This window comes from Methylobacterium sp. 77 (assembly GCF_000372825.1).
Taxonomy (GTDB): Bacteria; Pseudomonadota; Alphaproteobacteria; order Rhizobiales; family Beijerinckiaceae; genus Methylobacterium.
Window position 1 is genome coordinate 698,629 of sequence record NZ_KB910516.1, and the last position, 13,249, is coordinate 711,877.

The following is a 13,249-nucleotide window of genomic DNA, read 5'->3' on the forward strand; positions in this document are numbered from 1 at the left end:
TTCGGCTCAGGCTTCGGCCGCATGGGCGATGCGGGTCGCCTCGGATCGCGCCGAAGCCGCGTCGTCGAGGCCGTTGAAGAACAGGTTGAGCACCACTGCCGCGAGGGCCGCGAGCAGAATGCCGGATTCGAGCAGCGGATGCAGCGCATGCGGCATCTGCTTGAAGAAGTTCGGGGCGACGAGCGGGATCAGGCCGAACCCCACCGACACGGCGACGATGAAGAGGTTGTTGCGGTTGCGCGCAAAATCCACCGAACCGAGGATGCGGGCCCCGGTGGCCGCCACCATGCCGAACATCACCAGCCCGGCGCCACCCAGGACGCATTGCGGCACCGCCTCCACGAGGGCCGCGAGCTTCGGGATCAGGCCGAGGCCGAGCATGATGAAGCCGCCCACCACCGCCACGTAGCGCGAGCGCACGCCGGTGACCCCGACGAGGCCGATATTCTGCGAGAACGAGCTGTAGGGGAAGGTGTTGAACACACCGCCGAGCAGCGTCCCGAGGCCGTCCGCGCGCAGGCCGCGACCGAGACGCTCCTCGTCGACCGGGTCGTCGGTGATCTCGGCCAGCGCCAGGAACATGCCTGTGGATTCGATCATCACCACCACCATCACGAGGCAGAGGGTCAGGCTCGCCACGAGGTCGAATTTCGGCCAGCCGAAGGCGAAGGGCCGCACGATGTCGAACCAGGGTGCGGTGCCGACGCGGGTGAGGTCGACCAGGCCGAACAGGCCGGCGGCCAGCATGCCGGTGACGATGCCGATGAGCACCGAGGCGGAGGCGACGAAGCCCCTGGCGTAACGCGTGAGCAGGAGGATCACGACGAGGACGAAGAGGGCGATCCCGAGGAAGAGCGGCGCACCGTATTGCGGGTTGCCGACGCCGCCGCCGGCCCAGTTCACGCCGACCCGCATCAGCGAGATGCCGATGACGAGGATCACCGTGCCGGTGACGACGGGGGGAAACAGCGGCAGCAACCTGCCGACGAGGGGGCCGGCGAGGAACGCGAACAGGCCGGAGACGATCACCGCCCCGTAGATGCCGGCGAGGCCGAGTTCGGGATTGGTCCCCATGGCGACCATCGGCGTCACCGCCGCGAAGGTGACGCCCATCATCACCGGCATGCGGATGCCGATTCCGGGCAGGCCCCAGGACTGGACCAGGGTGGCGAGACCGCAGGCGAAGAGGTCGGCGCTGACGAGGAGGGCGACCTGCTCCGGCGCCAGACCCAGCGCCCGCCCGACGATGAGCGGCACCGCCACGGCGCCGGCATACATGACGAGGACGTGCTGGAGGCCGAGGAAGAGCAATGCGGCCGGCGCCACCGACGCGGGACTTTTCGCGTCCGCCCGCGCGTCGGGGGAGGTGGTGCGGGTGGCGTCGGAGGGAGAGCTTTCGATCAAGGCCACAGCTCCCGGCATGGCCCCGCCGCTCTGCCGGCGCGCGGCCTCTCCACTCGGCCCGTGATCCGCAAGCGCTGTGCCAGCGGACCGAACGGAGACATCGGATTCCGTCACCGATGTCGTGCCGACATCCGGCGGGATTGCCGGCCCTGGCCCGTTGCCTGCTACGAGGAGACCTTCGGAGCAGCGGGCGAGCCGGCGCAGCGACATGACCCATCAGCGAGGGACGCCATGACCCATCCCGCCGCCCTCGACCTTGCCAGCCTCAACGCGGCACCGCTTCCGGATTTCGTGTCGGCGCTCGGCGCGATCTTCGAGCACGCACCCTGGGTAGCCGAAGCCGCGGCCAGACGGCGCCCCTATGCCAATGTGACGGACCTCTTCGCCGCGATGCGGGAGGCGGTCGAAGCGGCCTCCGACAGCGACCGGATCGCGCTTCTCACCGGGCATCCCGAGCTTGCCGGACGCGCCGCCCGCTCCGGCGCCATCGCCCCGGATTCCATCGCGGAACAGGCCTCGGCCGGGCTCGACCGGCTGTCGGATGCCGAATACGCGCGGTTCGAGGCCCTGAACGCCGCCTATCGCGAGAAATTCGGCTTCCCTTTTATCCTGTGCATCAAGCGGCACGGCCGCGCCTCGCTCCTCGGCACGTTCGAGCGGCGCGTGGCCTCGATGCCCGAGATAGAGCGGGCGACGGCGGAGGAAGAAGTCTTCCGCATCGCCGCGATCCGCCTCGATGCCCTGGTCGAGGGGGAGGGCGCCCTGCATACGACGGGACGTCTCTCCACCCATGTCCTCGACACCGCGTCCGGACGGCCGGCGGCCGGGGTCGCGGTGTCCCTGTACGAATGGGTCTCCGACGACAGGGCGGCCCTGGTCGCCACCGCGATCACGAATGCCGACGGACGCACCGACGCGCCTCTCATCGGAGGCCGGCCGGTGCCGATCGCCGCCTACGAATTGCGCTTCCGTATCGGCGACCATTTCCGGCGGACCCAACCCGGACTTCCGGAACCGCCCTTCCTCGATATCGTGACCCTGCGTTTCGGGGTGAGCGATCCGGAGGGCCATTATCACGTGCCGCTGGTCGCCAGCCCGTGGAGCTACCAGACCTATCGCGGGAGCTGAGACTTCCGTTCAGCCAATCCGTCGTTACCCGCATCCGGAAAGGCGCCTCGCCGCCATCGGAGCCGATTCCCGTGCGATCGGACGCGCGGATCGAAGCCCCGGACGAGCCCGCGTATGGCCGGCGCCTTCGGATCGGCGTGCCGCTGCAATCCTACTGGCCTCCGATCCGGCCAGTTCCGCCGACGATGTCGCCAGGATCGGCACGTGCCTTGCCTCATCGAACGCGGGAAGCGCGACCTCGAACGGGCGGGACGATACGAGTTTGAAACCTCACAGGAATCTCGCCCTCGTGCGGCTCTGTTCGAGCGTGGTCTTCGTCGGGATCCTCGCTGCGGGGCTCACGTCGACAACGGCGCCGGTGCGCGCCCAGGGCACCCTCGTCGCGCCGGGCGGCCAAACGCGAGTGACGGCACCGGGAGGCGTGCGCGGACGGAGCGTCCTCTACCGGCACCGGCATCATCGGATGCACCGGCGGAAACGCTGACCAGTCACTCCCCGCTTGGCTCGCCGCTCCTACGCAATCCTTTCCAAAGCCGAGGCACTGCCATGATCCGTCTCTCGACCGTCGTCACGCTCTCCGCACTGCTGGTCACGGGAACAGCGGCAGTTGCTCTTGCGCAGAGCTACGGCGCGCCGTCGGGCCGCGATGCCGCGACCGCGCCCGGCGGAACGGAGGGCATCGCCGGCCCTCGCAACGAGGCCGAGGCCATCAGGAGCGGCGATGCCGTGCCGGTGCCGCCCGGCGCCGGAGGCATCCCTGCCGAGGAACCGCAGATGCAGGGCCGGGACAAGCCCATGCACACGGCACCGCCACGTCCCTGACCCTCCCGTCGATGGCGCGCCGCCCCTGCGGCCCCAAGCCCCCATCCGACCACATTCGGATTGCATAGGCGGCGTGGAACGGCGGCGCGCGCGCCGCGGGCGATGTGGGGATCACGGATGGGCGGTGCTGGAGCGGAGAAGCGGATCTCTCAGCCAGATTCCGAGCATGCGCCCGCCATCGCCTCGGCCCTGCGCACCATCGGGACCGAGTGCGAGGGCCTGCGCTGCCTCATGGAGGCCATCGGCAACGGTCTCGGCACGCCCTTCTCGGATGCCGTCGACCGCATCTCCGGTGCCAAGGGCCGCGTCATCCTCACCGGCATGGGGAAATCGGGTCATGTCGGCCGCAAGATCGCGGCGACGATGGCCTCCACCGGCACCCCGGCCCTCTATGTCCACCCGGCGGAAGCGAGCCATGGCGATCTCGGCATGATCCAGCCGGAGGATGTCGTCGTCGCCCTGTCCTGGTCGGGCGAGACCACGGAACTCGCCAACATCATCGGCTATGCGCGGCGCTACCGGGTCGGTCTCATCGCCATCACGGCCAATGCCGGCTCGACCCTCGGGCGCGAGGCCGACATCTGCCTGACCCTGCCCAAAGCCCGCGAAGCCTGCCCCAACGGGCTCGCGCCCACCACCTCGACGGCGATGCAGCTCGCGCTCGGTGACGCCCTCGCCATCGCCCTGCTCGAGGCGCGCGGATTCTCCGCCCGCGAATTCGGCATCTATCATCCCGGCGGACGCCTGGGAGCCTCCCTCCGGCAGGTCCGCGAGGTGATGCATGCGGGCGCCCAGTTGCCGGTGGTCCGGCGCGGCACGGCCATGCGCGCGGCCATCGCCGAGATCGATGCCAAGGGCTTCGGATCGGTGGTGGTGGTGGAGGAGGACGGCCGCCTCGCCGGCATCCTCACCGACGGCGACCTGCGCCGAAACGTGTTCAGGGCCGATCTCGACAGCCTCGCCGTCGAGGCCCTGATGAGCGTCAGGCCGCGCACGGTGAACCCCGAGACCCTTCTCGCCAAGGCCCTGGAGATCCAGGAATCGATGAAGATCACCTCGTTGATCGTGGTCGAGAACGAATGCCCGGTCGGCCTCGTCCACTACCACGACCTCCTGCGGGCCGGAGTCGCCTGACCGGAACCGTAGACGCGATCCGCTCGACGAGCGGCGTCCCTCATTCGCGGAGCCGCTGGTGCGACTCCCACTCTCGGCCTCGCCAGGGCGACAAGTCAGGCCGGGTTGACCGGCTCCTCACACTGTCAGGCAGTCGAGGACCGGTTCCAGCATCGCATCGATCGCGCCGCGAGCCGCCTCGCCCGGCCCCAACGCTCCATCGAGAGCAAGCCGTGCCAACCCGTGGACCAGGGACCAGCAGGCGATGGCCTTCGGATCCGAAGCGGTCGGCACCTGTCCCCCCTCGAACGGGATGCCGGCCACCGCCGCCCTGAGCAGCCCGAAGGCCTGGCCGGCCGCCGCCCCGTAGGCCGCGTTGCTCGTGTCGATCCGGGCGCAGCGCCACATCGTGTCGAATTCGGCGGGATGGTCGAGGGCGAAGGCGACATAGGCCCGGCCCTGACCGCGGATTCGCCCGTCCCGGTCCGCAGCGGCCGAGTCGGCCCGGGCCAGCGCCTCACCCAACAGCCGGAAGCCCTCCGTCGCCACGGCGGTCAGGAGCCCGCGCGCATCGCCGAAATGATGCTGCGGGGCCGCGGGCGAGACGCCGGCGCGCCGCGCCGCCTCGCGCAGCGAGAAACCGTCGATCCCACGTTCCTTCAGAATCGCGGTCGCCGCCTGGATCAGGGCGGCACGGAGGTCGCCGTGATGGTAGGCGGCAGCCTTGCCCGCCGGTGAAGCCTCGGGCTTCTTGACGCTGTAAAGATTTCTCGTCATGGTCGATCTATACGATGTAAAGATGAAGCCGGACAAGGTATGATCTCCGCAGCCGGCCTGTTCTCGCTCTGCAACGGCCTCGCCCTCGTCGCCTGGAGCGCCATGGCGGTCGCCCTGTTCGTTCCTTCGCTTCGTCGCACGACGTGGATCGGCACCGGCCTCGTCGTCCCGGCGTTCCTCGCCGTGGCCTATATCGGTGCCTTGGCGGCGGGGCTTGCCGGGGGAGCGACGGGTGGTTTCGACTCCATCGCGGCCGTGCGCTCCCTGTTCGCCAACGACCACGCACTGACCGCCGGCTGGATCCACTACCTCGCCTTCGATCTGTTCGTCGGCACCTGGATTGCCCGCACGGGCACCGTGGCAGGGCGCTCGCCGCTGCTCATCCTGCCCTGCCTCGTCCTCACCTTCCTCGTCGGGCCGGCGGGATTGCTTCTCGCCCTCGTCATCGGCTCCAGCACCGGCACGCTCACCCTGGAGGACAGATCGTGATCGCCCCCTCCATCACGGTAAAGATGTCTCCGTCCACGGTTCTCGCACGGCTTCGCGCGGCCGATCCGCGCCTCACCGCCTTCGGCCTCGCCTGCCTGCTGACGGCCGCCATCACTCTCACCCTGCCTCTCGTCGACGAGCGGTCGATCGGCGGCATCACCGTCTGGGCCAAGCCTGCGAAGTTCTTCCTCTCGGTCGGCGTCTACGCCCTGACCTTCGCCTGGTTCACCGGCTATGTCCGCCCGAAGCGCCGCGATGGCCGCCCCCTGCGGATCGGGCGCCTCATGCTGACCGGCGCGGCCAGTTTCGAACTCGGCTACATCACCCTGCAGGCTGCCCTCGGACAAGGCTCGCATTTCAACGACGGCGACGCCGTCCACGCGATCCTCTACGCCGGCATGGGAATCATGGCCCTGACCCTGCTGGCTGCCAAGATTCCCCTCGCGATCGAGATCGCGTTCCGACCGGTCCGGGGGCTGGAGCCGGGACTGCGCCTCGCCGTAGTGCTCGGCCTCGCGATGACGGTGATCCTCGGCGCGGCCACCGGCATCGCCATCAGCGTCCATCACGGCCACTCCGTCGGGCAGATCGGTGCCGGGCTGCCGCTGCTCGGCTGGAACCGGTCCGGCGGAGATCTCAGGATCGCTCATTTCCTCGGCATGCATGGCGAACAGATCATCCCGCTCGCCGCCGCCGGTATCATTGCCCTCAATCTACGCAGGCGGGTTCTGCTCGTGGCAATAGCGGCATCGCTTCTCGTCGGCCTGACGATCGGTGCATGGGTCCAGGCCGCCTCCGGAATCGCCTTTCCAATCGGTTGATGACGGGCGCGACCCGCTTTGAGGGCGTGGCGCGCTCGCTTATGTTGGCGGAAATGCCACCCGTGCTCCGCCCCGTCCGTCGCCTCGACCCGATCCTCGTGGACCGCATCGCCGCAGGCGAGGTCGTGGAGCGTCCGGCCTCCGCCGTGAAGGAGCTCGTCGAGAACGCCATCGATGCGGGCGCCTCCAGCATCGAGGTGACGATCGAGGCGGGCGGCCGCCGGCTGATCCGGGTGGTGGATGACGGCGCCGGCATGAGCGCTGACGATCTCGCCCTGGCGGTGGAGCGTCACGCCACTTCGAAACTCCCCGGCGGCGACCTCACCCGCATTGATTCCCTGGGCTTTCGCGGCGAGGCTCTGCCCTCCATCGGCGCGGTGGCGCGCCTCTCCCTCACCAGTCGAACGGCCGATGCCGAGACCGGATCGACCCTGGTGGTCGATGCCGGCATCAAGGGCGAGGTCCGCCCGGCCCCGAGCCCGCGCGGCACGCGGATCGAGGTCACCGACCTGTTCTCGGCGACACCGGCACGGCTGAAATTCCTCAAATCCGACCGCGCCGAGGCATCGGCCATCGCCGATGGGCTGCGCCGCCTCGCGGTCGCGCAACCCGGCATCCGCTTTTCTCTCCGCTCCGAGAGCGGCAATCCGCTCGTGTTGTCCGCCGAGACCGGCGAGGACGCCACCCTGCGCCGGCTCACGGCGGTGCTGGGGCCGGATTTCGGTGCCAGTTCGGCCGCGCTCGACATGGCGCGGGAAGGCTTCGCCCTGTCCGGCCATATCGGCCTGCCGAGCTACCATCGCGGAGCGGGCAACCAGATCCACTTCACCGTCAACGGGCGGCCGGTGAGGGATCGCCTGCTCCTCGGGGCGGTGCGCGGCGCCTATGCCGACGCGATGAGCTCGGACCGGCATCCGGTGCTCGGCCTCGCCATCACCTGCGATCCCGCCCGCGTCGATGTCAACGTGCATCCCGCCAAGACCGAGGTGCGGTTCCGAGAGCCCGGCCTCGTGCGCGCGCTCATCGTCAGTGCCATCCACGAGACCCTTCGGCAGGCCGGCGCGCGCAGCGCCAGCACGGGCGCCGCACGGACCCTCGATGCCCTACGCCCGAGCCATCCCTCGCCCGTGATGCGACCGGCGATGACGGCGCATTCCGGCCGGGGCGCCTGGTCGGGGAGGGCGCCGCTCCAGCCGGGGCTTCCCTCCTTCGGTGCCCCCGCCGGATACGCGCAGGCACGGCGTTTCGAGGCCGCCGAAGGTCTGTCAGAGGCCGGTCAAGCGGCTTTCGATCGATCCGATGCCGTGTTCGAGGAAGCGCGCCAAGCGCGGCTGTCGGGCGAGTTCGCTCCGCCCGGTGCCGATATCCGCCCGTCGGAGATCGAGCCGCCCCTTGGCGATCATCCCTTGGGCGACCATCCCCTGGGCGCCGCCCGTGCCCAGCTCCACGAGACCTACATCGTCGCCCAGACCAGGGATGGGATCGTTCTCGTCGATCAGCACGCGGCGCATGAGCGCCTCGTCTACGAACGGTTGAAGCGCGAGCGAGCCGCCGGGGGCATCGCCCGACAGGGCCTCCTGATCCCCGACGTGGTGGAGATGGCGCCGCAGGACGCCGAGCGCCTGATCGCCGCCGCCCCGGATCTCGACCGGCTCGGCCTCACCCTCGAGCCCTTCGGCACCGGCGCGGTTCTCGTTCGTGAGGTCCCGGTCGCCCTGGCCGATGCGTCGACCCGCCGCCTCCTCGAGGACATCCTCGACGCGCTCGACGATAGCGGCCTGGAAGACGGGAGCGCGGACGGCACCGAGGGCGGACCGCTCGGGCGACGCCTCGACGCGATCCTCTCGCGCATGAGCTGCCACGGCTCGATCCGCGCCGGGCGCCGCCTGCGTCCAGAGGAAATGAACGCGCTGCTCCGCGAGATGGAGGCGACCCCGTTCGCCGGCACCTGCAACCATGGACGGCCGACCTTCGTGGAGTTGAAGCTCACCGATATCGAGCGGTTGTTCGGGCGGCGGTGATTTTCGCGGTCCGGGACGAAATCGCCACCGTTCGGATTCCGAACACGGAAGACCGGAACTGAAGGCTTCAGGCCCGGATGGCACCGTCAGGGTTTGCGGACGCGGCGCGGCCCGCATAGCGCGAGATCGTCACGCTGGTCTCGCCATAGTCCCTGCGCTCGATCTCGGCGAAACCTTCAGGCAGAGCGATCTGCACGCTCGACGCCTCTTCCACCACCACGAGCGCCCCGGGCTCGAGCCAGCCACCCCGAGCCGCCGAGGCCAGGGAAGCGGGCGCGAGGTCGCGGCCATAGGGAGGGTCGCAGAAGACGAGGGTGAAGCTGCCGCTGGTGCCGGCCGGCCCGAGCTTGGTCGCATCGCGACGGAACAGGCGGGTCTTTCCGGCGCAGCCGAGCGTATCGATGTTCTCGCGGATCAGCCCGCGCGCTTCCGCGCCTTCGTCCACGAGGAGGGCGTAACTCGCCCCGCGGGACAGCGCCTCGAAGCTCAGCGCCCCGGTCCCGGCGAAGAGATCGAGCACCCGCGCGTCGGCGACCGCATCGTCATAGGCATGGGCGAGGACGTTGAAGAGCGCCTCGCGCAGGCGATCCGACGTCGGCCGGATCGCATCCGATTTCGGGGTGGCGAGGCGGCGTCCACGCAGGTCGCCGCCGACGATCCTCACCGGGAGCCGCCGCGGGGCGGACGTCCGCCACCGCCGCCGGGCTTACCACCCGCGCCGCCGCTACGGTTTCCGAAGCCGCCGGGCTTGCCCGAACCGCCGGGACGGGACGAGCCACCGGCTTTGAAGCCACCGGGTCTGCCCGCGCCGGCGGGCTTGCCGGATCCACCGGGCTTGTTGAAACCGCCCGGTTTACCGAATCCGCCGGGCTTGCCGGATGCGCCGGGCTTGCCGAACCCGCCGGGCTTGCCACCGGCACGGAAACCACCGCGATCCGCTCCCGAGCGCTCGGCGCCGATGTCGCGATCGCCCCCCGAGCGATCGTCGGCACGGCCCCGGAAACCGTCTCCCCTGGAGCCCTCGCCCTTGAAACCGCCCGGCTTGAACCCGCCCGGCTTGCCGCCACCGGGGCGGAAGCCGCCGGGACGATCGTCATTACCGCGAAAACCGCCGGGCTTGTCGCCGCGGAATCCCGATGGCCTCTCGCCGCGCGGCTCTCCACGGTTGAAGGACGGCCGTTCCGCGCGATCGTTGAAGCCGCCGCCATCGCGGGGGCCGGCCTCACGCGGCTTGAAGCTGCGTGGCCGCTCGTCACCGCCGCGTGGCGGGCCACGTCGTTCGGCGCCGTCCGACCGGCCGAATCCGCCGCGCGGAGCGTCGTCCCTGCGCGGAGGCCGGGAATCGTTGTCGAAGCGGCGCTGAGGCGGCCGAGCATCGGCGTCCTCGCGGCGGGCCGCCTTGGCATCGGATTGGCGCAACGTCCGAACCGGACGCTCGGCTGCGCCCATTTCGTCACGGCGGGCACCCCGGTCGCGACGATGAGGCTCGGGAGCCGGCTCCTGCGGGCTCGCCTTCAGGCGCTCCACCAGGACGCGGCGTTCACCGGTGTTGATCGCACCGACGCGCTCGCGTCCGCGAGCGGCAGCGGTTTCACGCTCGGCCTTCGGATCGGCGCCGCGGCGCGGGATCTTGACCCGGCGCGGACCGTCCTCCTGCGGCGCGGCCTCTTCGGCACGCCAGACCGAGCGGCGGGGACCGGCGCTGTTGCCGCCGGTGGGCACCCGTGCCGGCTCTGCGGGCTTGCGCATGGGCCGGTCACCGCCACGGTCGCGGTCGCCCCCACGCTCGCCACCGCGCGGCGCGTCGTCATAGCTGCGTCCCGCGCTTCTGGCAGCGGCCGCCGAGGCGCTGCGAGCAGGCTGCTTCGCCTGTTGCTGGGTCACCTTCGGCGAGCCGAACGGGGCGATGGGCTCGCGGTTCGGGCTGGTGAAATCGACGCCGGCCTGATCGGAGAGGGCCGGGCCGAGCTGCTCCTTGAGCACCTTGGTACGGATCTCCTCGACCAACCCGACCTCGAGATCACCGAGCTGGAACGGGCCGAAGGACAGGCGGATCAGCCGGTTCACGGCCAGACCCAGATGTTCGAGGATGCGCTTGACCTCGCGGTTCTTGCCCTCGCGCAGGCCCAGCGTCAGCCAGAGGTTGTCGCCCGACGCCCGGTCGAGGACCGCATCGACCGGACCGTAATCCATGCCGTCGATGGTCACGCCCTTGCGCAGCTTGTCGAGCTCGGCCTGGGTCGTGTCGCCATGCGCACGGACGCGGTAGCGTCGAAGCCACCCGGTATCGGGATGCGCGATCACCTTGGCGAGGCCGCCATCGTTGGTGAGCAGCAGCAGGCCTTCGGTGTTGATGTCGAGGCGGCCGATGGCCACCACGCGCGGCAGATCTTCGGGCAGGGCTTCGAAGACGGTCTGGCGCCCCTCCGGGTCGCGGGCCGTCGTCACGAGGCCGCGCGGCTTGTGGAAGATCCACAGCCGGGTCCGCTCGCGGGCGGGCAGGGGCTCGCCATCGACGGTGATCTCGTCCTCGGGCGTCACGTTGATCGCCGGAGAGGTCAGCACCTTGCCGTTGAGGGTCACGCGCCCTTCGGCGATCATGACCTCGACGTCGCGGCGGGACGCGATGCCGGCCCGCGCGATCGCCTTGGCGATGCGGTCGCCCTCGTGCACCGCGTCATCGTCGGAATCGGCGGCGCTAGGGCTCGCCGCCTCCTTGGCCGGCGGCCTCGGCAACGCCGCCTTGCGGCGCAACGGGGCGTCGCCGCCCCTGGCGGGCGCGGCCCGGCGCGGCTTCGGCTGCTCCTCGGCCGAGGGGCCGGGCACGCCTGCATCGGTGGCCGGGGACCACGCTTCGTTGGAAACGTTGTCGGTCTTGGGCGCGTCCTCGGACCCGCCCGTCTGTTCGTCTGTCTTGTCGCTCATCCGAGCCCCATAACAGAGCGGAAGCAAGGTTGCGAGCACTTGCGCTTAGTGCGGTCTTCCTCTCGCGCAAGGGCGCCTTGCAACCGCACACGGAAAAGGCGGCCTCGCGGCCGCCTTCTCGATCGTCATTCCATGAGCGGAGACTGATGCTCAGAGCTTGCTCTTCACCGTGTCGGCGGCGTTCTTGACGCCGTCCTTGGCGTCGCCGACCGTCTTCTGGGTCTCGCCCTTCAGTTCCTGCGCCTTGCCCTCGGCCTTGAGCTTGTCGTTATCCGTCGCATTGCCGATGCCCTGCTTCACGTTGCCGACGGCTTCGTTAGCGAGACCCTTGATCTTGTCGGTGGTGCTGCTCATCGTCTGCTCCTGAAAAGATGCTGCGGGCTTGCCGCTTCGGGAAGGAAACGGCCACGTCGCGGCGATGTTCCTGCGCGGCGCGATCACGGGAGCTCGACTTGATGAATTCCTTATTGATGACAAAAGCTTGAGCTCGACCATCGTGAACGCGCCTTCTTCCCGTGTGCCTGTGAACGACCCCTTGAGCCTCGCCTTCGACGCAGCCCGCCGCGCCGCCGGCGAGGGAGAAGTGCCGGTGGGCGCCGTGATCGTGAGGGAGGGAAAGGTGCTGAGCGTCGCCCATAATCGCCCTCGGGCGCTTCGCGACCCCACCGCCCATGCGGAGATCCTGGCGATCCGCGCCGCCTGCACCGAGATCGGCGACGAGCGCCTCGTCGGCTGTGATCTCTACGTCACCCTGGAACCGTGCCCGATGTGCGCCGGCGCCATCTCCTTCGCGCGCATCCGCCGGGTCTATTTCGCCGCCCTCGACCCGAAAGGCGGCGGAGTCGAGCACGGTCCCCGCATCTTCAACCAGCCCACCTGCCACCATGCGCCTGAGGTCTATGGTGGATTGCGGGAGGCGGAGGCCGCGGCCCTCCTGCGCGATTTTTTTCGCGACAGGCGCGAAGGCTTTCCGCCCCATGCCGAGGTTCGGCAACGAAGACGTTCGCCGACGATGCCCTGAAATCCGGAGATGTCCCATGGTCCCGACCTATCGACGCGCCCTCATCGTCGGCGCCGGTGAAGGGCTGAGCGCCTCTCTGGCGCGACGCCTGTCCCGCGAAGGCCTGCGGATCGGCCTCGCCGCACGCTCCATCGACAAGCTCGAGGCGCTGACGACGGAGACCGGGGCCGCCATTCATTCCTGCGACGCCGCCGATCCGGCGGAGGTGGAGGCCTTGTTCGCGCGGATGGAACCGGCGCTCGGTGGGCCGCCCGACGTGGTGGTCTACAATGCCAGCAACAGGCTGCGCGGCCCCATCGTCGATCTAGACCCCGACGCGGTTCGCCAATCCCTGATGGTCTCGGCCTATGGCGGGTTCCTCGTGGCCCAGGCCGCCGCGCGGCGCATGCTGCCAGGGCGCCACGGCGCCATCCTGTTGACGGGCGCATCGGCCAGCGTGAAGGGTTTTGCCGAATCCGCGCCCTTCACCATGGGCAAGTTCGGCTTGCGTGGCCTGTCGCAGAGCCTCGCGCGCGAACTCCAGCCAAAGGGCATCCACGTCGCCCATTTCGTCATCGACGGCGGCATCCGTAGCGCGTCCCGCCCCGAGCCGGCGGATGCGCCCGACAGCATGCTCGATCCGGACGCCATCGCCTCGGCCTATTGGGACGTCCTGCGGCAGGACCGCAGCGCCTGGACCTCGGAGATCGAACTCCGCCCGTGGGTGGAGCGCTTCTGACGTTTCAGAG

General features: G+C 69.8%; 14 protein-coding genes. 9 read left to right on the forward strand and 5 right to left on the reverse strand.

Annotation, left to right across the window (positions count from 1 at the left end; genetic code table 11):
* Positions 1-6: 6 nt before the first annotated feature.
* A complete protein-coding gene (locus tag A3OK_RS0103245; protein WP_036302517.1) occupies positions 7-1,326 on the reverse strand; it encodes a nucleobase:cation symporter-2 family protein in 1,320 nt (439 codons plus the stop codon).
* 309 nt (positions 1,327-1,635) lie between these two features.
* On the opposite strand from A3OK_RS0103245, the gene uraD reads away from it, so the two are divergent.
* From uraD to A3OK_RS0103260, 4 genes are all read left to right on the forward strand, one after another.
* A complete protein-coding gene (uraD, locus tag A3OK_RS0103250; RefSeq protein ID WP_019903499.1) occupies positions 1,636-2,532 on the forward strand; it encodes a 2-oxo-4-hydroxy-4-carboxy-5-ureidoimidazoline decarboxylase in 897 nt (298 codons plus the stop codon).
* A gap of 262 nt (positions 2,533-2,794) precedes the next feature.
* Positions 2,795-3,016 carry a hypothetical protein gene (locus tag A3OK_RS23860; protein WP_155911930.1) on the forward strand — a complete coding sequence of 74 codons (222 nt, stop codon included), beginning with the start codon at positions 2,795-2,797 and terminating at the stop codon, positions 3,014-3,016.
* Positions 3,017-3,078: 62 nt separating this feature from the next.
* On the forward strand, positions 3,079-3,354 hold the full coding sequence (locus tag A3OK_RS0103255; RefSeq protein WP_019903500.1) for a hypothetical protein: 276 nt from the start codon (positions 3,079-3,081) through the stop codon (positions 3,352-3,354).
* 117 nt (positions 3,355-3,471) lie between these two features.
* Positions 3,472-4,488 (forward strand): KpsF/GutQ family sugar-phosphate isomerase, encoded by a 1,017-nt coding sequence (locus tag A3OK_RS0103260; RefSeq protein WP_019903501.1) that lies wholly within the window; start codon positions 3,472-3,474, stop codon positions 4,486-4,488.
* A 117-nt stretch (positions 4,489-4,605) separates the two neighbouring features.
* Here the strand turns inward: A3OK_RS0103260 and A3OK_RS0103265 are convergent, their stop codons facing one another.
* Positions 4,606-5,244 (reverse strand): TetR/AcrR family transcriptional regulator, encoded by a 639-nt coding sequence (locus A3OK_RS0103265; protein WP_019903502.1) that lies wholly within the window; start codon positions 5,242-5,244, stop codon positions 4,606-4,608.
* A 39-nt stretch (positions 5,245-5,283) separates the two neighbouring features.
* Here A3OK_RS0103265 and A3OK_RS0103270 point away from each other — a divergent pair, with 39 nt between their 5' ends.
* Genes A3OK_RS0103270 through mutL form a run of 3 tightly spaced genes read left to right on the forward strand, consistent with a single transcriptional unit; the run spans position 5,284 to position 8,575 of the window.
* The gene (locus tag A3OK_RS0103270) at positions 5,284-5,733 is read left to right on the forward strand and encodes an ABA4-like family protein (RefSeq protein ID WP_019903503.1); all 450 of its coding nucleotides are present in this window, start codon (positions 5,284-5,286) and stop codon (positions 5,731-5,733) included.
* The gene (locus tag A3OK_RS0103275) at positions 5,730-6,554 is read left to right on the forward strand and encodes a hypothetical protein (RefSeq protein WP_019903504.1); all 825 of its coding nucleotides are present in this window, start codon (positions 5,730-5,732) and stop codon (positions 6,552-6,554) included. Before A3OK_RS0103270 ends, A3OK_RS0103275 begins: the two co-directional genes overlap by 4 nt.
* 53 nt (positions 6,555-6,607) lie before the next feature.
* A complete protein-coding gene (gene mutL / locus A3OK_RS0103280) occupies positions 6,608-8,575 on the forward strand; it encodes a DNA mismatch repair endonuclease MutL (protein WP_026596885.1) in 1,968 nt (655 codons plus the stop codon).
* Positions 8,576-8,642: 67 nt separating this feature from the next.
* Here the strand turns inward: mutL and rsmD are convergent, their stop codons facing one another.
* The 3 genes from rsmD to A3OK_RS0103295 all read right to left on the reverse strand — a co-directional run bounded on the left by rsmD (position 8,643) and on the right by A3OK_RS0103295 (position 11,854).
* Positions 8,643-9,239 (reverse strand): 16S rRNA (guanine(966)-N(2))-methyltransferase RsmD, encoded by a 597-nt coding sequence (gene rsmD, locus A3OK_RS0103285; RefSeq protein WP_019903506.1) that lies wholly within the window; start codon positions 9,237-9,239, stop codon positions 8,643-8,645.
* Positions 9,236-11,500: a pseudouridine synthase gene (locus A3OK_RS0103290; protein ID WP_155911931.1), complete on the reverse strand. Its 2,265-nt coding sequence runs from the start codon at positions 11,498-11,500 to the stop codon at positions 9,236-9,238. Before A3OK_RS0103290 ends, rsmD begins: the two co-directional genes overlap by 4 nt.
* Positions 11,501-11,650: 150 nt before the next feature.
* The gene (locus A3OK_RS0103295) at positions 11,651-11,854 is read right to left on the reverse strand and encodes a CsbD family protein (protein ID WP_019903508.1); all 204 of its coding nucleotides are present in this window, start codon (positions 11,852-11,854) and stop codon (positions 11,651-11,653) included.
* Positions 11,855-12,023: 169 nt separating this feature from the next.
* On the opposite strand from A3OK_RS0103295, the gene A3OK_RS22270 reads away from it, so the two are divergent.
* The gene (locus A3OK_RS22270) at positions 12,024-12,521 is read left to right on the forward strand and encodes a nucleoside deaminase (protein ID WP_155912113.1); all 498 of its coding nucleotides are present in this window, start codon (positions 12,024-12,026) and stop codon (positions 12,519-12,521) included.
* Positions 12,522-12,537: 16 nt separating this feature from the next.
* A complete protein-coding gene (locus A3OK_RS0103305) occupies positions 12,538-13,239 on the forward strand; it encodes an SDR family NAD(P)-dependent oxidoreductase (RefSeq protein ID WP_019903510.1) in 702 nt (233 codons plus the stop codon).
* Positions 13,240-13,249: the final 10 nt, after the last annotated feature.

Bases quoted from the DNA above. Each gene is read 5' to 3' on its own strand.
- A3OK_RS0103265 (WP_019903502.1), bottom strand. From the start codon at position 5,244: ATGACGAGAAATCTTTACAGCGTCAAGAAGCCCGAGGCTTCACCGGCG.
- A3OK_RS0103305 (WP_019903510.1), top strand. From the start codon at position 12,538: ATGGTCCCGACCTATCGACGCGCCCTCATCGTCGGCGCCGGTGAAGGG.
- mutL (WP_026596885.1), top strand. From the start codon at position 6,608: ATGCCACCCGTGCTCCGCCCCGTCCGTCGCCTCGACCCGATCCTCGTG.
- A3OK_RS0103295 (WP_019903508.1), bottom strand. From the start codon at position 11,854: ATGAGCAGCACCACCGACAAGATCAAGGGTCTCGCTAACGAAGCCGTC.
- uraD (WP_019903499.1), top strand. From the start codon at position 1,636: ATGACCCATCCCGCCGCCCTCGACCTTGCCAGCCTCAACGCGGCACCG.
- A3OK_RS0103290 (WP_155911931.1), bottom strand. From the start codon at position 11,500: ATGAGCGACAAGACAGACGAACAGACGGGCGGGTCCGAGGACGCGCCC.
- A3OK_RS0103270 (WP_019903503.1), top strand. From the start codon at position 5,284: ATGATCTCCGCAGCCGGCCTGTTCTCGCTCTGCAACGGCCTCGCCCTC.
- A3OK_RS0103255 (WP_019903500.1), top strand. From the start codon at position 3,079: ATGATCCGTCTCTCGACCGTCGTCACGCTCTCCGCACTGCTGGTCACG.
- A3OK_RS0103260 (WP_019903501.1), top strand. From the start codon at position 3,472: ATGGGCGGTGCTGGAGCGGAGAAGCGGATCTCTCAGCCAGATTCCGAG.